Here is a 22294-nt window from a genome sequence, read left to right on the forward strand (position 1 = left end):
ACCGGCCGCGGCGGCGCCGCCCGTGCCGAACAGACCAACACCGACAGCTGGGAAGAGTTCTGATGGCAAAAAAGGCAACACGTGCGGGGGCTGCGGTGGAACTCCCTGGCATCCTCGATCTGAAGGCGGCAGGCCCGCTCTTCGACCAACTCCTGACGTTGCGGGGCAAGCCGGTCACGGTCGATGCCGCCAGCGTGGAGAAGGTAGGTGCACAGTGCATCCAGGTTCTTCATTCGGCCGCGGCGACGTGGCACGCGGATGAGGTCGCATTCACCATCGTCGAACCGTCGGAGACGTTTCGCTCGGGACTCGACCTTCTCGGTCTTTCGGAAACCTTAAGCCAAAAGGACATCGCGGCATGAGCAGGACAATTCTGACGATCGACGATTCGCGAACCATGCGCGAGATGCTGCGCGCGACGCTGACATCGTCCGGCTTCGTCGTGGTCCAGGCCGAGGACGGCGCCCACGGCATTGAGGTTCTGCAGGGGATGGAGGTCGAGCCCGACGTTATCATCACCGACATCAACATGCCGCGCAAAGACGGGTTTCAGTTCATCGAAGAGGTGCGCGAAGATCCCAGTCGTCGGGCAATTCCGATCCTTGTCCTGACCACGGAAAGCGACGCGGAAAAGAAGCAGCGCGCGCGCCTCGCCGGAGCGACCGGCTGGATCGTCAAGCCATTCGACCCGGTCAAACTGCTCGACGCGATCAACCGCGTCGCAGCGTAATCATAGTTCGGAAAGCGCCTGGCAAGCTTGAGGCCGTAACAACGGTCCGACTTTCAGGTTCGAAGGCGAGAATAGGGTAGCACAATGGACGCGATGGCTGAAATCCGGCAGACCTTTTTCGAGGAATGCGCCGAGCAGCTTGCCGAACTCGAGACAGGTCTGCTCGCGATCGAAAACGGCGAGGCTGACGCCGATACGGTAAATGCCGTTTTCCGCGCCGTGCACTCGATCAAGGGCGGCGCCGGCGCCTTCAGTCTGGATGACCTCGTCCGTTTCTCCCACATCTTCGAGACGACGCTCGACGAACTCCGGTCGGACCGGCTGGAAGCGAGCGATGTCGTCATCAAGGTCATGCTGCGGGCGGCCGATGCCTTGGCCGATCTGGTGACGGTCGCCCGTGACGGCGGCACGGTCGATGCGTCCCGCAACGAGGGCCTGGCCGCCGAGCTCAAGGATCTGGTCGCGGCCGCCAAGGGCGAAACCCCGGCGGACGCCGCCGGGGATGCGCCAGAGCCAGAGGACAGCGCGGATAGTGCGGATAGTGTGGATGACGACTTCGGCTTCGTTCCCGTCGCCGTCGACCTCGACGAACTGATCGGTGGCGGTGGCGGTGGCGACCAAGCCTATCGGATCATCTTCCGCCCGCACGCCGCCCTCTATGCCAAGGCGAACGACAGTGTTCGCGTCCTCCGGGATCTGCTCGAACTGGGCGAGGGCAATGTCCAGTGCGACACGAGCGAGATTCCGCTCCTGTCCGATCTCGATCCCGAGGGCGCCTATTTCACCTTTACCGTCGATCTGACGACGGTGGAGAGCGAAGAGAAGATCCGCGAGGTCTTCGAATTCGTCGAAGACGATTGCGACCTGTCGATCGAGCGAATCCTGGATTCGGATACCGGATCGGCCGACGGTGCCGTCGATGTCGATTCGGACCTGGCCGACCTTCTGGCTAGCCTGCGTGGCGAAGCGGCAAGCGATGCGGCTGCCGACGAGGCACCGGCGGCCAAAGCTCCCAAGGCGGACAAACCCAAGGCATCCAAGCCGGTGATGGCAGGCCAGCCCGCGCCGGCGCCGGCGGCCGCGCCGGAAGCGGCGGCCGCATCGTCGGCCAGCGCTCCGGTGGAGAAACCGGCGAAGGCCGATGCGAGCGAGGCCAAATCCGGCAATGTCGGCGGCAGTCCGGCTCAGACCATCCGTGTCGATCTCGAACGCGTCGACCGGCTGATCGATCTGGTTGGCGAGTTGGTCATTCATCAGGTCATGCTCTCGCAGCGCACCTATCAGGCGGGGCTTGCCCGCGCCTCGGAAGTCGCCGTCGGCCTCGACGAACTCGAACAGCTGACCCGGGAGATCCAGGACAGCGTCATGGCGATCCGCGCGCAGCCGGTGAAATCGGTGTTCCAGCGCTTGCCGCGGCTGGCCCGCGAGGTCGCGGAAATCTCCGGCAAGACCGTCCGTCTGGTGACCGAGGGCGAGTGGACCGAGGTCGACAAAACCGTGATCGAGCGGCTTGCGGATCCGTTGACCCACATGCTCCGCAACGCCATCGACCACGGGTTGGAAAAGCCCGATGTGCGACTGGCGGCCGGCAAGTCGGAAGAGGGCACGGTCAAGGTCGCGGCGATGCACCGCTCCGGCCGGATTGTCATCGAAATCTCCGATGACGGCGCCGGCATCAACCGCCCGAAAGTGCGCGAGATCGCGATCTCCAAGGGCCTGGTCGCGGCCGAGGCCAATCTTTCGGACGAAGAGATCGACAACCTCATCTTCATGCCGGGCTTTTCGACGGCAAGCGAGATCTCCGAGTTGTCGGGCCGCGGCGTCGGCATGGATGTCGTGAAACGTTCGATCCAGGCTTTGGGCGGGCGTGTCTCGATCACCTCCAAACCCGGAAAGGGCTCGACCTTCACCATGAGCCTGCCGCTGACGCTGGCGGTGCTGGACGGGATGATCGTGACCGTCGGGGACCAGACGGCTGTGGTGCCGCTGACGGCCATCATCGAGACGCTGCAGCCGAAGCCGGAAGAAGTGAAGGGCTTTGGCGGCGATGCGCGGCTGATCAAGGTGCGCGACGCCTTCTTGCCCCTCGTCGATGTCGGCCGCGAACTGGCCTACACCACGACCCCGACCAATGCGACGACCGGTGTCGCGATCCTCGTGGAAGCAGAGAACGGCACCCGCTCGGCGCTTCTGGTGGACGCCATCCAGGGGCAGCGCCAGGTCGTCATCAAGAGTCTTGAAGCCAATTATCGCCGCGTGCCGGGAATCGCTGCCGCGACGATCCTCGGCGACGGGCGCGTCGCTCTCATTCTCGATGTCGACGTGATCGTCGCGACGTCGCGCACTGACGGCATTCACAGCAACGGACTTCAGCAGGCAGCGGAGTGAAATCGATGACAAACCAAATTGCCAATCCCGCCGAGAACGACAACAAGGGCGAGGGAAACGGCCGCGAGCTGATCGCCTTTCGGATCGGGGAACAGGAATTCTGCGTCGACATCATGTCGGTGCGGGAGATTCGCGGCTGGACGGCGGCAACGCCGCTTCCGCATGCGCCCTCCTATGTGAACGGCGTGATCAATCTGCGCGGCGCGGTGCTGCCGATCGTCGATCTCGCCGCAAGGCTTGGCTTCGCCAGGACGGAAGCGAGCGCGCGCAGCGTCATCATCGTGGTGCGTGCCGAGCACCAGTTGTTCGGCCTGCTCGTCGACGCCGTCTCCGATATCCTGACAGTCACGGACGATGCACTGCAGCCGACGCCCGATATCGCTTCGGAACTGGCGAAACAGTTCGTCAGGGGCGTTATGGCGATCGAGGGACGCATGATCTCGCTGATCGCAACGGACAATGTCTTGCCACAACTGCAAGCTGCAGCTTGAGCTAAGACTACCCTAAACCCTCCGCAGGGAGGTACGAAATCGGGTGCTGCCCCGTCTGGCCCGGCGCAATCGCGCCGAACGCCTACGGCTGGCCATGGAGTAACACGCTGTGAGTGTTGACAGACAGCAGGAGAAGACCGTGAGGCCGCGAGGCTCAGCGTCCGCTTCGATCGTCGCCGGCGAGTTCCCGATGACGGAAGCCGACTTTATGAAGATCGCGGAAATGCTCTACGAGGACGCGGGCATCCACCTGACAACGTCCAAGGCGACGCTGGTCTATTCGCGCCTGTCGAAGCGGTTGCGCAGCCTCGGCATGCGCAGCTTCAAGGATTACTGTGCGCTGGTGAACGATGCCGGCGGCGCCAGCGAGCGCATGACCATGCTCGCCTCGCTGACGACGAACGTCACGCAGTTCTTTCGCGAGCAGCACCATTTCGATCACCTGCGTGAACACTTCCTCCCCCCGCTGCTGAATGCCGCCAAGAGCGGTGGGCGCGTGCGCCTGTGGTCGGCGGGATGTTCAACCGGACACGAGCCCTATTCGATCGCGATGACGCTGCTCTCGCTCATGCCGGATGCGGCGGACCACGATATTCGCATTCTCGCCTCCGATATCGATCCCAATGTCGTGGCCACCGGCCGAGCGGGGGTCTACGCATCCAGCGATCTGACCGCCGTGCCGGCCGATATGCGTCGCCGCTGGTTCCGGTCGGCCAGCCCGGATAGTGGCGCACCCGCATCCGGCAGCGTCAACGAGATGGCGTTCGAGGTGGTCGACGCCATGCGCGATCTCGTGTCGTTCCGAGAATTGAACCTGATCGGCCAGTGGCCGATGAAGGGCAAGTTCAACGCGATCTTTTGCCGCAACGTCACGATCTATTTCGATCAGCAGACGCGAGAACGCGTGTGGAGCCGCTTTGCCGAGCGCATCCAGCCGGGCGGCTTTCTCTATGTCGGCCATTCCGAACGGCTGGCGGGAGAGGCGGCCAAGGTGATGACCTATGACGCCAACACCTCCTATCGCAAGACGGCGTGAGGGCGGTTCGATGACTGGATTGCGTCTTAACCCCACACCGAATCATCGTGATGTGCGCGCGCATCGCGCAGGCAATAGCGCTGGCGCGCCGAGGTTTGGCGATTCGTCAGGCGGCTGCGCCGCCGGAAAAAGGAAAGCGTGAGCATGTCACCTGCCAGAGTCTTAGTGGTCGACGATTCCATGACGATGCGCGCGCTCATCCGGCATGCGTTGAATAGCGACCCGGGAATCGAAGTGGTCGGCGAAGCAGCCGATCCCTTTGAAGCACGTAAGAAAATGAAGGCGCTCGATCCCGACGTCGTGACCCTGGACGTCGAGATGCCGAACATGAACGGCATCGAATTCCTCCAGAAGATCATGACGTTGCGCCCGACGCCGGTGATCATGGTGTCCAATCTGACAGCGCCGGGGGCCGCCGTCACGCTGGAGGCGCTGGAACTCGGCGCTTTCGACTGCATCGCCAAGCCAGGCGCCAGTAGCAACACCTTCGACATTCTGCCCAACCTGATCAAGGAGGCCAACCGCGCCAAGGCCGGCCTGGTCAAACGCCGTATGGCTGCCGTCGAGCACCCCGGCAACGGCACGGCGAACAGAGCTTTGGCGCGGTCCCAATCCGGCCCGGACCTGATCGGCATCGGATCCTCGACGGGCGGCGTCGAGGCGTTGATGCAGGTTCTCGCCGAATTTCCCGCCGACTGCCCCCCGACGCTCATCGTTCAGCATCTTCCGGCCGCCTTCACCGCCTCCTTTGCGACACGGCTCAACCGGATTTGTCCCGCCCATGTCAGCGAGGCCAAGGACGGCGAAGCGATTCGCCAGGGCCATGTCTACCTGGCTCCGGGCGGCAGCCGTCACATGATGCTGCGAAAGGGCACCCAATTGACCATCGCGCTGGTGGCGGACGACCCGGTCTGCGGACACCGACCGTCGGTCGACGTGCTGTTCGCGTCGATCGCCAAGAATTTCAAGGACCGGTCGACAGGCGTAATCCTCACCGGGATGGGCCGGGACGGCGCGCAGGGGCTTTTGGAAATGCGGAAGGGAGGGTCCCGGACCCTCGCTCAGGACGAGGAAACCTCGCTCGTCTACGGCATGCCGCGCGTCGCATATGAGATTGGCGCCGCGCAAAAGCGACTGCCGCTGTCGCGCGTGGCGCGGGAGATATTCGTATGAACCGCTCGCAAAGCGAAACCTCTATAAAAAACACAGCGAAATTGAGGATAGATTCATCAAATTCGCTTGTAATGCGGCCGAAAGGAACAACGCCATGGGCATTGTAGATCAATTGAAGGTTCTGATCGTCGACGATCATAGAACAAGCCGCATGCTCATTCGTGATGCGCTGGAACAACTTGGTATCAAGAACATCGTCTTTGCGGTCGATGGTGAAGAGGCGCTGCGGACGATGATGTCGGCCCCGTGCCACATTATCATCTCGGACTTCAATATGCCCAAGCTCGACGGTATCCAGCTCTTGAAAGCGGTGCGATCCTACGCGCCGACCAAGAAGACGCCGTTTATCATCCTGACCGGCGCGGGCGACCGGGAGCTGGTGCAGAAGGCCGCGCAGCTCGGCGTCAACAACTTTCTGGCCAAGCCTATCACCGTGCCTGTGCTCAAGAAGACCATGGAAGCCGTCGTCGGACGCCTGCAATAATGACGGGACGAAGCGAAGGGCGACGCGTCCATGTCATGCAAGGCGAAGCCAAGGTCGACGAAGGTCCGGATACCATCCTGACCACGCTTCTGGGCTCGTGTGTCGCGGCCTGCATCCGGGATCCGGGCGCAGGTGTCGGCGGGATGAACCACTTTCTGCTGCCCGGTAGCAGCGGTCAGGAGGGCGCGCGCGCCGAGAGCTTCGGTCTTTATCTGATGGAGCTGCTGATCAACGGGCTGCTGCAGCGCGGCGCGCGGCGCGGGCATCTCGAAGCGAAGCTGTTCGGCGGTGCGCGGGCGATGGACGGTCTGTCCGAGGTCGGCTCGAAGAATGCCGCTTTCGCTGAGCGTTTCCTGCAGATGGAGAACATCATCTATCTGGGCGGCAGTCTCGGCGGAGGGGTCGGCCGGCGGATCGAATATTGGCCCCATACGGGTCGGGCGCGGCAGATATTCTTCGAAAAAGCGGCAATGCCCGTCATCCAGGTCGCGCCTCCCATCAGAAAGCCCCAGTCGATCGGAGAAGTCGAACTATTCTGACACGGTCACAAGCCCGCGTGGACCACCCCAGCGTGGTCCACCGAGCGCCCATCCCACTAACCGAAGCGTAGCATCATGACCACGAGCCCTCTGCCCGATCTGCTCAAGATCATTTCCGACGAGCTGAACGCTTTGGCGGAAATGACCGAAGCGATGCACGATCTGATCTGCACCGACCATCCGCGGCAGGACGCGCCTTACGTGCGCGCCGTGCAGAGCATCGATCGTACGCAGCAGACGCTCGAAAATCTCGCGACGTTTCTCGCTGTCGCCGGAGACCACGCTCCGGCCGAATACGAGGTCGCCCTGCAATCGGCGCTCGAAACGGTCCGTCTCGGCGATCTGAAACACCGGCTCGCGATTTCGCGTCAGGCGGTCAACGGCGCTGCGCGGCCAATCGACCCCGGCGGTGATCTCGAGCTGTTCGGCTAAAACATTCTCGGCCGGCTATTTCCGGCCCCGGTGTCGCGACGTGGATCATGCGGTGCCGGCAGGACGCTGGCAAGGCACGGCGTCACAGCTTGCTCCACCGCCGTCGACGACGCTCCGGCCATTCCCCTTCGCCCCGCATGCCGCTACCACGCCTCCACTGCCGCTGCCACTTGACGTAGATCAAGGCGCGGACGCCGGATTCATTCAAATATCCAAATATATCGTTTGGAATGACGAATGGAGGGCAGAGGATGGATCTCGCCTCATTGATGGACCGGTTCGGCGAGACGAACGTCCTGGTGGCGGGCGGTGTCATCATCGGTTTCATGTTCGGCGCCTTCGCCCAGCGCAGCCGCTTTTGCCTGCGTTCGGCCGTGATCGAATTCCGCCGCCGTGAACCCGGCGCCAAACTCGTCGTCTGGCTGCTGGGTTTTTCGGCGGCGCTGGTCGGCGTGCAGGCCGCGATTCTGGCCGGTTGGCTCGATGTCTCGCAAAGCCGGATGCTGGCGGTCACCGGCAGCATGTCCGGCGCGGCGATCGGCGGTCTCCTGTTCGGTGTCGGGATGATCGCGTCGCGCGGCTGTGCCACCCGACTGCTCGTCCTATCGGCCACCGGCAATCTGCGGGCGCTGCTATCGGGCCTGGTTTTCGCGGTGTCCGCCCAGGCCGCCTATCGCGGCGTGCTGGCACCCCTGCGAAGCGAATTGTCGGGCTGGTGGCTGATCGACGGCGGACCGGACCGCGATATTCTCGCCTGGCTCGGTGTCGGGAACGAGGTCGGCCTCGGTATCGGCCTCGTCTGGTTGGCCGCCGGCATCGTCGTGGCGCTGCACAAGCGGGTTAGATCACAAATTTGGATCGGCGCGCTCGGCGTGGGCCTCGCCATCCCGGCCGGCTGGCTGTTCACCTACACCGCCTCGCAGACCGCGTTCGGGATCGTGCCGACGGAATCGCTGACCTTTTCCGGCCCATCCGCCGACCTCCTCATGCTCACCCTGAATTGGCCCGACCACGCGGTCGATTTCGCCATCGGCATCATGCCGGGCGTCTTCCTCGGCTCGTTCACCGCTGCGTTGCTGGCCGGCGAGCTCAAGATCGAGAATTTCGACGGCGGGCACACCATGCCACGTTATATCTTCGGTGCGGTGCTGATGGGGTTCGGCGCCATGCTGGCGGGCGGTTGCGCGGTCGGCGCCGGCGTCACCGGCGGTTCCATCCTCGCGGTTACGGCCTGGACGGCGCTGATCGGCATGTGGATCGGCGCGATGCTGACCGACTGGGTCTTCGTTCGCCTCGGCGAGGAGACGGGATCGGTCTCCAGCCCGACGCTCTCCGGCGCGGCTCCGGTGGCCTGAAGAGCGGCCTACGGAACCAGGACGATCTTGCCGGTCGTTTGCCGGTTGTGAATGCGTTTGAGGACATCGGCGGCGTCGGCTAAGTTTGCCCGCTCTGAGACATGCGGAGCAATCCGTTCGTCCGTCGCCCACTCCATCAGTTCGCGCATATTGTCGGCGAACACCTCCGGCTCCTTGCGGGTGAAGGCGCCCCAGAACACGCCGACGACGCTGTAGCCTTTGACCAGGGCAAGGTTCACCGGAAATTGCGGGATCGTGCCCGAGGCGAAGCCGATGACGAGGAGGCGGCCGTTCCACGCCATCGATCGCGACACCGCGTCGAATGCTTCGCCACCGACCGGATCGAAGGCGACGTCGACGCCCTTGCCGTCCGTCAGCCGCTTGATGTCGGCGCGAAGGTCGTCATAGCCGATCGCGACTTCGGCGCCCTCGGAGACGGCGAGCGCCCGCTTGTCCTCGGAGGAGGCGACGGCGACGACCCTCGCGCCCATCGCATTGCCGATCTGCACTGCCGCGAGCCCGGTCGCACCGGCCGCGCCGAGAACCAGCAGCGTCTCGCCGGGCTGCAGCGCCGCACGCTGTTTCAGTGCGTGGTGCGCCGTACCATAGCCGCAGAGAAGGGCGCAGGCCGCGCCGGCGTCCAGGCCATCGGGAAGCGCCATGGCGGCGGCCTCGTCGACCATGACGCGCTCGGCATAGGCACCATTCTCGATATAGGCGACGACCCGATCGCCGAGCTTGAAGCGCTGGGCGTTCGGCCCGACCGCCACGATCTCGCCCGCCGCCTCCATGCCCGGAATGAAGGGCAGATCGGGCTTGGCTTGATATAAGCCCTGGACCAGCAACCCGTCCGGATAGTTGACGCCGATCGCCTCCGGCCGGATGACGACATGGCTACCGGCGGGCACAGGGTCGTCCACGTCCTGATAGGCGAGGTTTTCGATCGGACCGTAGTTTTCGCAGACGATGGCTTTCATGAATTTCCTCTGGCGGTTCAGGACCCGCGGGTTCTCTCGGTCCTCCGGTGGGGAGGTCGGCGGCCGCCGCGCGGCGTGTGTGCCCCTTTATGAGAGGCGTTCCGCGATCCAGAGCTTGATCAGCGCCTGCCGGGTGACCCCCAGGCGCCGCGCTTGCTGATCGAGGCCAGCGACGACCCAGGTGGGGAAGTCAACGTTCACGCGTCGGGTGTCGAGGTTGGGACGACGCGCCTTCGACCAGTCAACCTGGTCGCTCACATCCTCACCGGCATCGAATGCCGCATCAAACTCACGCGCCTTCATAGAACGCAATCTCCTGTTGTCCGGATCGGCGCACCGAAATTAGCCTGACTCTGCCAGCCCTTTCGACGCAAACTGCCGACCAGTGCTTGCCGGCAATCCGGCCAATCGTGAGAAAGCGCGGCTCGTCGTCGGTACGAGCGGGAGCGTCGATCATCCACGGATCGTCCCAGATACGCTGAGCTTCCTCGAAATCGATACCGTGCTTCGCCTTGTTCACCGCGCTCTTTTCCGGATCGAATTCGAACTGCATGAGCTATAATAGTATAAAAATGATGCAGTTTCCATGCCGGAAAGCACCGTGATCTCGGAATATCACCCGCCGCGGCCGCTCACACCTTCTCCTGCGTGTGCTTCTTGAGTTCCCAGCGCGCCACCTGCCGGCGATGCACGGCATCCGGCCCGTCGGCGAGCCGCAGCGTTCTGAGATGCGTCCACATGCGCGCCAGCGGCACATCCTGGCTGATGCCGCCGCCGCCATGCATCTGCACCGCCTCGTCGACGACCTTGAGCGCCATGTTCGGCGCCACGACCTTGATCTGGCTGATCCACGGCGCGGCGGCCTTGGCGTCGCCCTGATCCATCATCCAGGCCGCCTTGAGGCACAGCAGCCGCGCCATTTCGATATTCATGCGGCATTCGGCGATGATGTCGAAATTGGCTCCGAGCTGGGCCAGCTTCTTGCCGAAGGCCTCGCGCCGCATCGAGCGCTTGCACATCAGTTCCAGCGCCGCCTCGGCATGGCCGATCGCGCGCATGCAATGGTGGATGCGGCCGGGTCCGAGGCGCCCCTGGGCGATTTCGAAGCCGCGTCCCTCGCCGAGGATCAGGTTTTCCTTCGGTACCCTGACATCGGTGAAGCGGATATGCATATGGCCGTGCGGGGCGTCGTCTTCGCCATAGACCGTCAGTGCCCGCATGACCTCGACGCCCGGCGTGTCGGCGGGCACCAGGATCATCGAATGGCGCTGATGCTTGGGCTGGTCGTCGCCGCCGGTCTTGACCATCACGATATAGATCTTGCAGCGCGGGTCGCCGGCGCCCGTCGCCCACCACTTCTCGCCGTTGAGCACGTAGTCGTCCCCGTCTGCGACGCAGGACATGGCGATGTTGGTGGCGTCCGACGACGCCACGTCCGGCTCGGTCATTAGATAGGCGGAGCGGATTTCACCCTCGAGCAGCGGTTGCAGCCAGGGCTTCTGTTGCTCGGGCGTGCAATAGCGCTCGAACACTTCCATGTTGCCTGTGTCCGGCGCCGAGCAGTTGAAGGTTTCGGCGCCGAGATGCGTCTTGCCCATCTCCTCGGCGAGATAGGCGTATTCGACGATCGTCAGGCCGGAGCCGCGCTCGGAATCGGTCAGCCAGAAGTTCCACAGACCACGGCTTTTCGCCTTCGCCTTGAGACCTTCGAGAAGGTCCCGCTGACGGTCGGTATAGACCCAGCGTTCGCCCTTCGACACTTCGGCGAGAAACTCCTCGCTTGCCGGGGCGATCTCGTCCCTGATCATGTCGCGGACGGCGGCATGGATCGGCTTCAGGCGGTCGGTCATGCCGAGGGCCATGTTGCTCATTGGTCGAATTCCTCCTCAAGAATGGCGCTGTCCGCACCGGCGCCGCGCAGGGCGAAATAGGCGATATCGCGGGCGATGGCCCGCCGGTCGCTAGCGGTCTCGTCGTCGCGCTCGCGATACCAGAAAACCGGTGAATTGAGCACCGAAAGAAACGCCTTGCCGGCGATCGACGCATCGCGGACGGCGCCGAGATCGCCCTCACGTGTGGCATCGGCGATGACGCCGCGGAACAGCATTTCGTAGCGGTCCCGCTCGGCGATGAGCCGCTCCAGCGTCGCGCGATCCTCGGGCGTCGACGGCCCGTTCACATGCCGCGAGACGCCCTGCAAGATGACGTTCTGAAAGTCGATACGCTCCATCATCGTCAGCACATGAGCCTCGGCCATTGCGCGCAGACGGGTGATGGCGCGATCCCGCGAAGCGGCGTGGGGCTCGACCGCAGCGAAGTCGAGCGCCATGCCGTGCTGACAGACGTCGAAGAACAGGTCGTTCTTGGAGCGGTAATAGTGGTAGACAAGGCCCTTGGTGGCCCCCATGCGCCGCGCGATATCGTCGATCGACGTCGCCGCGAGCCCCTTTTCGCCGAAGGCGCGGGCGGCGGCCGCCAGAAGCGCCGCAAGCGTCCCGTCGCATTCCGCCGCACTGTCGCGCGCGGCCGAAAAGTCGCGGTCGCGGCGCGAACGCGGGGAAGAGCTGGGAGGCCTACGCGCATCCTGTTCTTGCTCGCCGTCGTCGGCGTCCTGTTTTTCACTGACCATCGCTTCGCCACTGGACATACTCTTAGGTATGATGTCAATTGCGGGCGTTGAAAGTCCCTTGCGCGGGGTCGGCACGCGTAGCCGGTCGATAGGAGAGGAACGCCGATGACGATGTCGATTCTGGACCGCCTGTTCGCGTTGAACGGCAAGACCGCGCTGGTTACGGGCGGTGCGACCGGCATCGGGCGGATGATCGCCACAGCGCTCGCCGGCGCCGGGGCGCGGGTCCTGATCGCCTCGCGCAAGGCCGAGGCCTGCGAGGCGACGGCCGCCGAGATCAACGCGGAAGGGCATCCCGGCACGGTCGAGGGTTTTGCCGGCGATGTGTCAAGCGAGGCGGGCGTCAAGGCGCTTGCCGCCGCGGTTCGTGAGCGCACCGACCGGCTGGAGATTTTGTTCAACAATGCCGGCGTCTCCTGGGGCTCACCCCTGGAGCAATTTCCCTACGACGCCTGGCAAAAAGTGCTCGGCGTCAATGTCGCGGGCCTGTTCACCGTGACCCAGCAGCTTTTGCCGTTGCTGGAAAAATCCACACATGCCGACGATCCGGCGCGAATCGTCAATCTGGGCTCGGTGATGGGCGCGGCGCCGCTCAGCGAGAACGTCTATTCCTACGCGGCCTCTAAGGCGGCGGTGCATCATCTGACCCGCTGCCTCGCCAAGGAGTTGTCGGGCCGTCATATCACCGTCAACGCCCTCGCGCCCGGGCCTTTCCAGTCGAAGATGACGGCGTTCGCCACCGGCAGCGACGAAAAGGCTGCGGCGGTCGGGCGCGGCGTTCCCATGGGCCGGATCGGCTCGCCGGACGATATTGCGGGGGCCGCGCTGTTTCTTTGCGGCCGCGGCGGTGCATATACCACGGGCGCGATCCTGCCGCTCGACGGCGGCATCGGGGTCGAAACCGGACACGAATTGTTCCAGGAGGGCTGATGGAACTGGATTCCGTCGCCGCAACCGAAGCGGCGCTCAGGGCGCGCCTCGTGCCGCTCGACGTCTATCGCGCGCATCTGGACGGCGAGCCGTTCGTCTCCGATTGGGTGACCGTCGACCAGGCGATGATCGACACCTTCGCGACGGCGACCCACGATCACCAGTTCATCCACGTCGATCCCGAGCGCGCCAGGGCCGAGACGCCGTTTGGCGGGACGATCGCCCACGGCTTCTTGACGCTGTCGCTGTTGTCGCCGCTCGCCTATGATGCGCTGCCGGGCGTCGAGACTACGAGGATGGGCATCAATTACGGCTTCGAGCGCGTCCGCTTCCTCAATCCGGTCAAGGCCGGACAGCGCGTGCGCGGCCGTTTCAAGATGATCGGGCTGACCGAGCGCGCCGTGAGCCTTCAGACCGCCTGGGACGCGACGGTCGAGATCGAGGGCGCGACGAAACCGGCGCTGACAGCCCACTGGATCACGCTTGCCGTGCTGGAGCCGCCCGCAAGCTGATTTCAGTCCGCGAATCCTCACGCAATCGAACGACAGCGAACAGAAAGGGTAGTCCCGCCATGAGAGAAGCGGTCATCGTCTCGACGGCGCGCACGCCGATCGGCAAGGCCTATCGCGGCGCCTTCAATGATACCCAGGCGCAGGCGCTTGGCGCGCATGCCATCCGCCACGCGGTCGAGCGGGCCGGGGTCGATCCGGCCGAGATCGAGGACGTGGTCATGGGGGCGGCCCTCCAGCAGGGTTCGACCGGCACCAACATAGCGCGCCAATGCGCGCTTCGCGCCGGACTGCCCACAAGCGTCGCCGGCATGTCGCTGGATCGGCAATGCGCGTCCGGCCTGATGGGGATCGCCGTCGCGGCGAAGCAGATCGTTCTCGACAACATGACGGTCGCCGTCGGCGGCGGGCTGGAATCGGTCTCGCTGGTCCAGAACGACAAGATGAACCTGTTTCGCAGGGCCGATCCCTGGCTGCGGGAACACCGGCCGGACCTCTACATGTCGATGCTGGAGACAGCGGAGATCGTCGCGGACCGCTACGGGATTTCCCGCGAGGCGCAGGATGCGTATGCGCTGCAGTCGCAGCAGCGAACGGCCGATGCCCAGGCCGCCGGACGCTTCGACGACGAGATCGTGCCGATGACCGCGACGATGAAGGTCAAGGACAAGCAAACCGGCGACATCTCGGACCGGGAGGTGACGCTCGACCGCGACGAGGGCAATCGTCCGCAGACGACGCTGGCCGATCTCGAAAAGCTGCAACCGGTCTTCAAGGACGGGCAGGAGGTCAAGGAAGGGCGCTTCATCACCGCCGGCAACGCCTCGCAACTGTCCGATGGCGCCTCGGCCGCAGTGCTGATGGAGGCGAGGGACGCCGAGCGGCGCGGGCTTCAGCCGCTCGGGCGCTATGCGGGGATCGCGGTCGCCGGCTGCGACCCGGACGAGATGGGCATCGGACCGATTTTCGCCGTGCCGAAGCTCCTGGAGAAGAATGGCCTCAAAATCGGCGATATCGGCCTTTGGGAGTTGAACGAGGCGTTCGCCAGCCAGGCGCTCTACTGCCGCGACACGCTCGGCATCCCGAACGACATCCTCAATGTCGATGGCGGCGCGATATCGATCGGCCATCCCTATGGCATGTCCGGCGCCCGGATGACCGGCCATGCGCTGATCGAAGGCAAGCGCCGGGGCGTTCGCTGGGTGGTGGTGACCATGTGCGTCGGCGGCGGCATGGGCGCCGCCGGCTTGTTTGAAGTCCTATGAGCGGCGGGTCATGAGCGAGGATACGGACGACCAGACCATCGACGAAGCGGCGCTCGGCAGCTATCTCGAGGATCATATCGAGGGCTTTGAAGGCCTCAAGCAGATGGTTAAGTTCCAGGCGGGCCAGTCGAACCCGACCTTTCGTCTCGACGCGGCGAGCGGCACCTATGTTCTGCGCGCCAAACCGCCCGGGGAACTCCTGAAATCCGCTCATCAGGTGGACCGGGAATTCAAGGTGATGAAGGCGCTCGCCGGCACCGACGTGCCGGTTCCGAAGATGCTGCATCTGGCAAACGAGGCGGACTCACCGCTCGGCCGCACCTTCTTCGTCATGGAGCATCTCGACGGGCGCATCTTCTGGGACCCGATGCTTCCCGAAATCGACAGCGACGAGGAGCGCGGCGCCATCTACGACGCGATGAACGCGGCCCTCGCCGCGCTGCATTCGGTCGATGTCGAGGCGGTGGGGCTGGCGGAATTCGGCCGGCCTGGCAATTATTTCGGCCGGCAATTGTCGCGGTGGTCGGAACAGTATCGCCAGTCCAAGACCGATGAGATCGAAGACATGGAAACCCTGGCCGCCTGGCTGGAGGAGAACCTGCCGGAGGACGACGGCGCGGCCAGCCTCGTGCATGGCGACTACCGGCTCGACAACATCATGTTCCGCAAGGACAAGCCGGAGATCCTGGCGATCCTCGACTGGGAGCTCTCGACCCTCGGCCATCCGCTTGCCGATCTGGCCTATCAGTGCATGCAGTGGCGGTTGCCGCATGTCGGTTCGTTCAAGGGGCTCGGCGACGCCGATCGGCCGTCGCTAGGCATCCCGACCGAAGCGCAATATGTCGCACATTATTGCGAGCGGCGCGGGCTCAAGGGCATCGACAACTGGCCGTTCTATCTCGCCTTCTCGTTCTTCCGTCTGGCGGCGATCCTGCAAGGCGTCTTCAAGCGCTACACACAGGGCAACGCCTCCAATCCCGAGAAGGCCAAGTCCTACGGCCGTAGCGTCCCGGTGATCGCAAGCCTCGCCGTCGAGCTCATCGGCAAGGAGGGCTGAGGGGATGCGCCGCTTCGACGGACTGAGCGTGCTCGTTTCTGGCGCGGCCGGCGGTTTCGGCCGCTCGATCGCCAAGGCGTTCGCCGCCGAAGGGGCGAAGCTCCTCCTCACCGATCTCGATGACGCGGCGCTCGCCGCCGCCGCCAAGGATATTCCGGATACCGAGATCGTGACGCTTGCCGGCGACGTCTCGCGCGAGGCGATGGCGCAAGCGCTGGTCGAAACCGCGATCGAACGCTTCGACGGCCTCGACATCGCCATCAACAATGCCGGCATCGTCCACGCCTACAAACGCCTCTCGACCATTGACGCCGCCGAGGCGGAGCGGGTGATCGCGATCGACCTGATGGGCGTCTTCTTCGCCATGAAGCACCAACTGGCGGCGATGGAAGCGCGCTTCGAACGCGAGGGCCGAGGCGGCGCCATCGTCAATGTCGCATCGGTCGCCGGGCTGAAGGGCGCGCCGCTGTTGTCGGTCTATGCCGCCGCCAAGCATGGCGTCATCGGGCTGACCCGCTCGGCTGCCGCAGAGACCGCGCGCCGCGGTATCAGGGTCAACGCCGTCTGCCCGTCCTTCGCTCGCACCGCGATGGTGCTCGGCGACGGCCACGGCGCCGATTCCGAGGAGGAAAAACGCATCGTGCGCGGCATCCCGATGCGCCGGCTCGCCGAGGTCGAGGAGGTGGTCGCCGCGGTGCTGTTCGCCGCCGATCCGGCCAACGGCTTCATGACGGGGGCGGTGCTGCCCGTCGACGGCGGGCTGTCGGCGATTTGAGAAGCTAGTGGATTAAATTTGACATCTGATACCCACGTGCGGCGGACTCGAAATCAAATGTCAAATTTGAAAAATCCACGAGAGTCATAAAGTTGCTAGTGGTCCTTTGATTTCGACATTTGCTTGCCAGGGAGCTTCAAGCGGGATGCAAATGTCGAAATCGGACCACTAGTCGCCGCCCCGCTCGATTTTCGGGCCGCTTGCCCTTAATCGAAGGACAGTACTTGAGCGAGGAGGAGTCTCACCATGGCGGCACAACCCCCGATCTGCGACTTTGGCTGGAAGGCGGTGGACGCGGAACTGCCCGGCGTCGACGGCAATACCCACCGGATCTTCGACCACAAGGGCGCGAACGGCCTCCTGGTCGCCTTCATCTGCAATCACTGCCCCTATGTGAAAGCGGTGATCGACCGGCTGGTGCGCGACGCCAAGGAACTCGCGGATCTCGGCATCGGCACGGTCGCCATCTCCTCGAACGACGCCTCCGCCTATCCGGAGGACTCCTTCGAGAACATGAAGCGCTTCGCCGAGCAGCACGGCTTTCCGTTCCCCTATCTCCATGACGAGGACCAGAGCGTCGCGCGGGCCTATGGGGCCGTCTGCACGCCGGATTTCTTCGGCTTCAACGGTGATCTCGGCCTGCAATATCGCGGCCGCATCGACGCGTCGCGCAAACAGGCGACGCCGGACGACACCGGGCGCGATCTCTTCAATGCCATGAAGCAGGTCGCCGAGACCGGCGAGGGTCCCACAGAACAGGTGCCATCGATCGGCTGTTCGATCAAATGGAAGGATGCCGCCTGATGGCCGGTATGGCATGGCCGAAAGCGGTCTTGTTCGATCTCGACGGGACGCTCGTCGATTCGGCGCCCGACATTCATGCCTCGCTCAACCAGACGCTGGCCAGCTATGGCGAGCCGCCGTTCACCCTGGAAGCGGTGACGCGGATGATCGGCGGCGGCGTGCCGAAGCTGATCGAACGGGCCTATGCGGCGCTCGGCAAGGACATCGACCCGGCGAGCCGCGACAAGGCTGTGGAGCGGTTTCTGGCGATCTACGAGCCGCGCGCGACCGAACTGACGACGCTGACCGCCGGCGCCAGCGAGGCGACGCGAGTCTTCAAGGAGGCCGGCGTGCCGATCGGCGTCGTCACCAACAAGCCGGAGGCGGCGACGCGTGAGATTCTCGCCCATTTCGGTCTGCTCGAGCTTCTGGACGTTGTCGTCGGCGGTGACGCCGGCCCCGACAAGAAGCCGGCGCCCGGCCTGTTGCTTCTGGCCTGCGAGCGGCTCGGTCTCGGCGTCGCCGATGTGGTCTTCGTCGGCGACAGCGAGAACGACGTCGAGGCGGCCGTGGCGGCGAAAATGACCGTCATCGCGGTACGCGGCGGCTATACGGCGATCGCCCCCGAAGATCTGGGCGCCGATGCGCTGGTCGACCGGATCGATGCCGTTCCGGCGGCGTTGGAGGCGATCCGTGCGCGGGCGGCCGCGGAGTGATCATTAACCGCCCACCGAGTTCGGCCTTCGACATGACCTGTCCTTGCCCTAAATAAGGCGAAGATGCGGCAGTCAGCCCGCGCCGGTGGGCGCGGCGCACGAAGGTCAAAGCGTATGAGTTACAGAAGCGCCGAAATGGCCATGCTGTGGGCGACCATCGCCGTGTGGTCGATCATCGTGGCTGCTGCTCTTTTGGTTTCTCCCATAGCGGGTTGACCGCGGCATTGGCGCTTCAACGCCCATTGACCGGACGTCGGGTGGCGCGCGATGATGCGGGTATGCGGCTGAGTCGATTTTCGTTGGTACGCTAGCGAACCTGCCCGAGCCGTTGCCCGGCTTAAGATTTTATTAAGTCTTGTGTCCTTACGGCGGGGCTCACGCTGCCCTAAATATTTGGTCCAACCGACATCGGGGAGACGAGGCGATGGTGAAGGTGGATAACGCTGAGGCGATCCGCAGGCTTGCCTACGAAATTTGGGAACGGGCGGGTCGCCCCAGTGGCCGTGAACACGAGCATTGGGCGGAGGCGAACCGCGAGTTCGCCCGGCTGAATCCGCCGCAACCCGTCCGGATGAGCGAACAGCCGCGCTGGAACCGTATCGATGCCGAGCGGCACGAGGCGGAGGCCTTGCGCAAGGCGCTGTGGACCCCGGAGCCGTTTTCGGCAGAACTGTTCGGCCGCGAGCCGCCCCGCTTCGGTCGGGGCAAGATGGGAGCGCGGCGGCAGGCTCGGCCGCTGCCAGGGGCGCCGAACGCAGTCCGAACGGCGGCGCGGAGCGATGTCCGGTCTTAGCGACAGCGAACAGGGTGCGTTGCGCGCGAGTAATCGCGTGGTAAGCAGGGCGCTGGCGATGAAGGCGCGCCGAGGTCAAGGATAGAATTCTGGATGCCGGGACGGTTGTTACGCGGCGTTGATCTGCTGAGCATTGACGCTGGCGATTGCAAGGAGACGGGCGATGCAGGACGCGGAGGGTCCGTCGTCTCCTAGCTGGCCGAGGGAAGAGCAGCGCTGGGAACGCCGACGTATCGCCGTCGGGCTGGGGCGTGCTTTCGGCGGCGCGCTGATCTTCGCGCTTCCCATGATCATGACCATGGAGATGTGGTGGAGCGGCTTTTATATCGACCGGTTCCGCCTGGCGCTGCTGTTGATCCTGACGATCCCGGTTCTGGCGCTGTTGTCCTCCCACGCCGGCTTTCAGAAAACCTTCGACTGGAAAGACGATCTGCGCGACGCGGCGATCGCCTATGGGATCGGCATCCTGGCGAGCGCCGTCGTGCTGGCGACCTTCGGCCTGCTCACTTTCGATATGCCGCTCGACGAGATCGTCGGGAAGATCGCGGTTCAAGCGGTTCCGGCGAGCATCGGCGCCATCCTCGGGCGTAGCCAGCTCGGCGGCCGCAAGATGGAGCCGTCCGACGGTCCGGAGGAGGTGAACTATGCCAGCGAATTGTTTCTGATGAGCATCGGCGCGCTGTTCCTCGGCCTCAATGTGGCGCCGACCGAGGAGATGGTTCTCATTTCCTACAAGATGACCGAGTGGCATGCCGTCGCGCTCATCGTGCTGTCGATCGTGTTGATGCAGGGGTTTGTTTATGCCGTGGAGTTCCACGGCGAAGAATCGCTGCCGCCCGGTACGCCCTGGTGGAGCGCCTTTCTGCGCTTCACCCTGGTCGGCTATGTGCTCGCGGCGCTGATCAGCCTCTATGTGCTGTGGACCTTCGGGCGAACCGACGGGATGGCCTATACGGAAATCCTGCGGGTCGTGGTCGTGCTCGGCTTCCCCGCCGCGATCGGCGCCGCCGCCGCGCGCCTGATCTTGTAAGGACGACAGCGATGCAACGGGATCAGCAGGATGGCGGGGGCGAAGAGCAAACCGGCGAGGAAACCCAGGCACGCAAGCCGCATCCGATCGAGTGGATCGTCGGTGGGATCTCCGCCGTGGTCGTGCTGGCCATGATCGGGTTTATCCTGTTCGAGGCGTTCAGCGCGACGGGCCGGACCCCGCGACTGGCGGTGGCGGCCGGACGCACCGAGACGATGGCGAGCGGGTTTCGCATCGGCTTTCGCGCTTTCAACGGCGGCGACGCCACCGCCGCGGAGGTGACGGTCGAAGGCAGCCTCATGGACGGCGAGGAGACGGTGGAGACCAGCGAGGTCACACTCGACTACATTCCCGGCCATTCCGAACGTCGCGGCGCGCTCCTGTTCAGCAAGTATCCCGGCCAATACCGTCTGGAATTGAATGCGAAGAGCTACCGCGAGCCATAGCGGTCGCGCCGGATGTCGGCGGCCAGAAGCTCCCCGTTGCCGCGCTCTTCTCTACGCCTCGCAGACGGCATCGCCTTGCGGCGCGACGTGGGTATCATCCAGTCCGAAAGCGCGGCGCGCCATCAGGCAGTCGTCTCCGCCCGGAACGCAGGCGCGGCAGACATCGGGTCGCACCGCATAGATCGCGCAGGAGGTGGCGACACCGACGCTGCCGACAAGGGCGGAGCAGCGGGCGCCATCGCAGCGCATGCCGCTGAGATCGGCGGCGACGAATTTTTCCGGAATCTTGTCGAGATCGGCGTCGGCCTCGGTCGAAAACCGCGGCCATGTCGGCGAAAAGGAGCAACAGGCCCCGCAGGCCTGGCAGTCGAAGGGCGGTGGGATCATCGCGGCTGTCTAGCATGGATGGCGGGGGCGGAGTGGGCGGCGTCTCTGCAACGGCAGTTGCCGGACGGCGCGCTGCGGGTCGTGGCGCACGGCGATAGGAAGGATGAGGGGTAAGGGGCGCCGCGATGAACCGGTCTTCTCAATGGCACGCTGGAATCACCTGGCGTCACGCATCTTGCCGATTTCGGAATCAAGCAGCCGCCGCATCTTGCCGATCGCGCTGCTGAGAGCCTTATCGGTCGTGCTCGCCTTTTCGGTGACGGCCTCGGGTTTCCGACCTTCCATGCGCGCCTCGATCATGCACTGGATGTCTTCCAGGCCTTCCTTTCCGGCGCTCGCGTCGCTGAAATGAATATGGATGCTGGTCACATGAGCGTCGAAACGGCCGAGTGATTTCTCCACCTCGTTCTTGGCCTTCTCCACCATGTCGGCATCGCCGTCGATATTGCTGTCGGTGCGGATTTCGATGTCCATGGTATTTCTTCCTTCGGTTTCTTCTTCGTCGCGGAGGCTCAGACGGTATTTCGCCTTGAGACTGTGTCCCAGGCATTGACCGGCAAAACCAGCCCGAGAAATGGCGGCGCGCCGCTAACTGATCCGGTGCCGGGCGAAATCTTCGCGAGGCGGCATCGCAATTCCATCCACAATTGGCCGCTCTCCTTCGACGAAGTAAAATTTCTCACCGCCATCCGCCCAATTGTCGAACCGGTCAGCCATGAATACGTCGTACGGGCTACGGGCGACCGCCCGATCGGTCTCTGAAATATCCAACTGCTGGCTTCTCCTCGACAGATACGGGTATTTCATCACGTCGGTCATTGTGGGTTTCTCCGGGATATCCTGCCGTGCGAGTCCGCGCGAACCGAGCCATCGACAGGATAACGACGCTGCCGGTTTTTCCGGAGTCGGACGGTAGGTTTGATTTTTCTGAAGCCGGACCCGACTGAACTCTCGAGGCCGTGCTCCTTAGATGGCGCAAAATAACGGAAAAACAACGGACGCAAGGATTTCATTGCAAGACCGCTCGGCTTGCGCGACCCCCAAAGAGCCTGTCGGAAAACTGAAACAGATTTGGGAATATCGTTTCAGATCAGGCGCCGAAGGAGTCGCCCGATGCGATCCGCGTCGCCGTATCCGGCTCGTGCCGCAGCCGGTCTGGCGCTCGATCTCGCGGATGACGACCGTCCAGTGGCGCTGATCGTCTGCCGCGCCGTCAGTTGTCGCAGCGCATGCCGCTGAGATCGGCGGCGACGAATTTTTCCGGAATTATATCGAGATCGGCATCGGCCTCGGTCGAAAACCGCGGCCATGCCGGCGAGTAGGAGCCGCAGGCGCCGCAGGCCTGGCAGTCGAAGGGCGGTGGGGTCAT

The 22294-nt window shown here is 64.1% G+C and carries 29 protein-coding genes and 1 pseudogene; 20 read left to right on the top strand and 10 right to left on the bottom strand.

Features of this window, described 5'->3' with window-relative positions; translation table 11 throughout:
- The first annotated feature begins 62 nt into the window (after positions 1-62).
- From VQ045_RS17520 to VQ045_RS17540, 5 genes are all read left to right on the top strand, one after another.
- Positions 63-362: an STAS domain-containing protein gene (locus tag VQ045_RS17520; RefSeq protein WP_331831018.1), complete on the top strand. Its 300-nt coding sequence runs from the start codon at positions 63-65 to the stop codon at positions 360-362.
- On the top strand, positions 359-730 hold the full coding sequence (locus VQ045_RS17525) for a response regulator (RefSeq protein WP_327625689.1): 372 nt from the start codon (positions 359-361) through the stop codon (positions 728-730). Before VQ045_RS17520 ends, VQ045_RS17525 begins: the two co-directional genes overlap by 4 nt.
- An 84-nt stretch (positions 731-814) precedes the next feature.
- Complete coding sequence (locus VQ045_RS17530) at positions 815-3118, top strand: chemotaxis protein CheA (RefSeq protein WP_331831019.1); 2304 nt, start codon at positions 815-817, stop codon at positions 3116-3118.
- Between the two features lie 17 nt (positions 3119-3135).
- Positions 3136-3609 (top strand): chemotaxis protein CheW, encoded by a 474-nt coding sequence (locus VQ045_RS17535; RefSeq protein ID WP_442872958.1) that lies wholly within the window; start codon positions 3136-3138, stop codon positions 3607-3609.
- A 190-nt stretch (positions 3610-3799) separates the two neighbouring features.
- The gene (locus VQ045_RS17540) at positions 3800-4645 is read left to right on the top strand and encodes a CheR family methyltransferase (RefSeq protein ID WP_331831020.1); all 846 of its coding nucleotides are present in this window, start codon (positions 3800-3802) and stop codon (positions 4643-4645) included.
- Positions 4646-4671: 26 nt separating this feature from the next.
- Here the strand turns inward: VQ045_RS17540 and VQ045_RS17545 are convergent, their stop codons facing one another.
- Positions 4672-4845, bottom strand: a complete 174-nt coding sequence (locus VQ045_RS17545) for a hypothetical protein (protein WP_327651136.1) — start codon at positions 4843-4845, stop codon at positions 4672-4674.
- On the opposite strand from VQ045_RS17545, the gene VQ045_RS17550 reads away from it, so the two are divergent.
- The 5 genes from VQ045_RS17550 (at position 4790) to VQ045_RS17570 (ending at position 8628) form a co-directional block, all read left to right on the top strand.
- Positions 4790-5818 (top strand): protein-glutamate methylesterase/protein-glutamine glutaminase, encoded by a 1029-nt coding sequence (locus VQ045_RS17550; protein WP_331831021.1) that lies wholly within the window; start codon positions 4790-4792, stop codon positions 5816-5818. The genes VQ045_RS17545 and VQ045_RS17550 overlap by 56 nt on opposite strands.
- A gap of 94 nt (positions 5819-5912) precedes the next feature.
- Positions 5913-6302 carry a response regulator gene (locus VQ045_RS17555; protein ID WP_206453204.1) on the top strand — a complete coding sequence of 130 codons (390 nt, stop codon included), beginning with the start codon at positions 5913-5915 and terminating at the stop codon, positions 6300-6302.
- Positions 6302-6841, top strand: a complete 540-nt coding sequence (locus VQ045_RS17560) for a chemotaxis protein CheD (RefSeq protein WP_327648948.1) — start codon at positions 6302-6304, stop codon at positions 6839-6841. Before VQ045_RS17555 ends, VQ045_RS17560 begins: the two co-directional genes overlap by 1 nt.
- 75 nt (positions 6842-6916) lie before the next feature.
- Positions 6917-7273 carry a hypothetical protein gene (locus VQ045_RS17565; RefSeq protein WP_327625695.1) on the top strand — a complete coding sequence of 119 codons (357 nt, stop codon included), beginning with the start codon at positions 6917-6919 and terminating at the stop codon, positions 7271-7273.
- A 251-nt stretch (positions 7274-7524) separates the two neighbouring features.
- Positions 7525-8628, top strand: a complete 1104-nt coding sequence (locus tag VQ045_RS17570; RefSeq protein ID WP_327648949.1) for a YeeE/YedE family protein — start codon at positions 7525-7527, stop codon at positions 8626-8628.
- Positions 8629-8636: 8 nt separating this feature from the next.
- Here the strand turns inward: VQ045_RS17570 and VQ045_RS17575 are convergent, their stop codons facing one another.
- The 5 genes from VQ045_RS17575 to VQ045_RS17595 all read right to left on the bottom strand — a co-directional run bounded on the left by VQ045_RS17575 (position 8637) and on the right by VQ045_RS17595 (position 12234).
- Positions 8637-9605 carry an NADPH:quinone oxidoreductase family protein gene (locus VQ045_RS17575; protein WP_327648950.1) on the bottom strand — a complete coding sequence of 323 codons (969 nt, stop codon included), beginning with the start codon at positions 9603-9605 and terminating at the stop codon, positions 8637-8639.
- An 87-nt stretch (positions 9606-9692) separates the two neighbouring features.
- On the bottom strand, positions 9693-9908 hold the full coding sequence (brnA, locus tag VQ045_RS17580) for a type II toxin-antitoxin system BrnA family antitoxin (RefSeq protein WP_331831022.1): 216 nt from the start codon (positions 9906-9908) through the stop codon (positions 9693-9695).
- Positions 9895-10158: a BrnT family toxin gene (locus tag VQ045_RS17585; protein ID WP_331831023.1), complete on the bottom strand. Its 264-nt coding sequence runs from the start codon at positions 10156-10158 to the stop codon at positions 9895-9897. Before VQ045_RS17585 ends, brnA begins: the two co-directional genes overlap by 14 nt.
- Positions 10159-10237: 79 nt before the next feature.
- Entirely contained in the window at positions 10238-11476 is a 1239-nt protein-coding gene (locus VQ045_RS17590) for an acyl-CoA dehydrogenase family protein (RefSeq protein WP_331831024.1), read from the bottom strand.
- Positions 11473-12234, bottom strand: a complete 762-nt coding sequence (locus tag VQ045_RS17595) for a TetR/AcrR family transcriptional regulator (protein WP_331831025.1) — start codon at positions 12232-12234, stop codon at positions 11473-11475. Before VQ045_RS17595 ends, VQ045_RS17590 begins: the two co-directional genes overlap by 4 nt.
- Positions 12235-12345: 111 nt before the next feature.
- On the opposite strand from VQ045_RS17595, the gene VQ045_RS17600 reads away from it, so the two are divergent.
- From VQ045_RS17600 to VQ045_RS17645, 10 genes are all read left to right on the top strand, one after another.
- Complete coding sequence (locus VQ045_RS17600; protein WP_331831047.1) at positions 12346-13164, top strand: SDR family oxidoreductase; 819 nt, start codon at positions 12346-12348, stop codon at positions 13162-13164.
- Positions 13164-13676 (top strand): MaoC family dehydratase, encoded by a 513-nt coding sequence (locus VQ045_RS17605; RefSeq protein ID WP_331831026.1) that lies wholly within the window; start codon positions 13164-13166, stop codon positions 13674-13676. Before VQ045_RS17600 ends, VQ045_RS17605 begins: the two co-directional genes overlap by 1 nt.
- A gap of 59 nt (positions 13677-13735) precedes the next feature.
- Positions 13736-14938 carry an acetyl-CoA C-acyltransferase gene (locus VQ045_RS17610; protein ID WP_331831027.1) on the top strand — a complete coding sequence of 401 codons (1203 nt, stop codon included), beginning with the start codon at positions 13736-13738 and terminating at the stop codon, positions 14936-14938.
- 10 nt (positions 14939-14948) lie between these two features.
- A complete protein-coding gene (locus VQ045_RS17615; RefSeq protein WP_327625704.1) occupies positions 14949-15995 on the top strand; it encodes a phosphotransferase family protein in 1047 nt (348 codons plus the stop codon).
- 4 nt (positions 15996-15999) lie between these two features.
- Positions 16000-16770, top strand: a complete 771-nt coding sequence (locus VQ045_RS17620; RefSeq protein WP_331831028.1) for an SDR family NAD(P)-dependent oxidoreductase — start codon at positions 16000-16002, stop codon at positions 16768-16770.
- Between the two features lie 246 nt (positions 16771-17016).
- Positions 17017-17574 (top strand): thioredoxin family protein, encoded by a 558-nt coding sequence (locus VQ045_RS17625; RefSeq protein ID WP_331831029.1) that lies wholly within the window; start codon positions 17017-17019, stop codon positions 17572-17574.
- Positions 17574-18269 (top strand): phosphoglycolate phosphatase, encoded by a 696-nt coding sequence (gph, locus tag VQ045_RS17630; protein ID WP_331831030.1) that lies wholly within the window; start codon positions 17574-17576, stop codon positions 18267-18269. The genes VQ045_RS17625 and gph overlap by 1 nt, the downstream gene beginning before the upstream one ends.
- A gap of 424 nt (positions 18270-18693) precedes the next feature.
- On the top strand, positions 18694-19062 hold the full coding sequence (locus VQ045_RS17635; protein WP_331831031.1) for a DUF2934 domain-containing protein: 369 nt from the start codon (positions 18694-18696) through the stop codon (positions 19060-19062).
- A gap of 163 nt (positions 19063-19225) precedes the next feature.
- Positions 19226-20092, top strand: a complete 867-nt coding sequence (locus VQ045_RS17640; protein ID WP_331831032.1) for a TIGR02587 family membrane protein — start codon at positions 19226-19228, stop codon at positions 20090-20092.
- 11 nt (positions 20093-20103) lie between these two features.
- Positions 20104-20538: a TIGR02588 family protein gene (locus VQ045_RS17645; protein WP_331831033.1), complete on the top strand. Its 435-nt coding sequence runs from the start codon at positions 20104-20106 to the stop codon at positions 20536-20538.
- A gap of 51 nt (positions 20539-20589) precedes the next feature.
- Here VQ045_RS17645 and VQ045_RS17650 read toward each other — a convergent pair whose 3' ends face one another.
- From VQ045_RS17650 to VQ045_RS17665, 4 genes and pseudogenes are all read right to left on the bottom strand, one after another.
- The gene (locus VQ045_RS17650; protein ID WP_331831034.1) at positions 20590-20925 is read right to left on the bottom strand and encodes a YkgJ family cysteine cluster protein; all 336 of its coding nucleotides are present in this window, start codon (positions 20923-20925) and stop codon (positions 20590-20592) included.
- A 156-nt stretch (positions 20926-21081) separates the two neighbouring features.
- A complete protein-coding gene (locus tag VQ045_RS17655) occupies positions 21082-21399 on the bottom strand; it encodes an HPF/RaiA family ribosome-associated protein (RefSeq protein ID WP_331831035.1) in 318 nt (105 codons plus the stop codon).
- 114 nt (positions 21400-21513) lie between these two features.
- Entirely contained in the window at positions 21514-21744 is a 231-nt protein-coding gene (locus tag VQ045_RS17660) for a hypothetical protein (protein ID WP_331831036.1), read from the bottom strand.
- A gap of 400 nt (positions 21745-22144) precedes the next feature.
- Positions 22145-22294, bottom strand: a pseudogene (locus VQ045_RS17665) (YkgJ family cysteine cluster protein); the annotation flags it as partial.

Origin of the sequence: Aurantimonas sp. E1-2-R+4 (genome assembly GCF_036549515.1) — a bacterium.
In the GTDB taxonomy this organism is placed as follows: domain Bacteria; phylum Pseudomonadota; class Alphaproteobacteria; order Rhizobiales; family Rhizobiaceae; genus Aurantimonas; species Aurantimonas coralicida_A.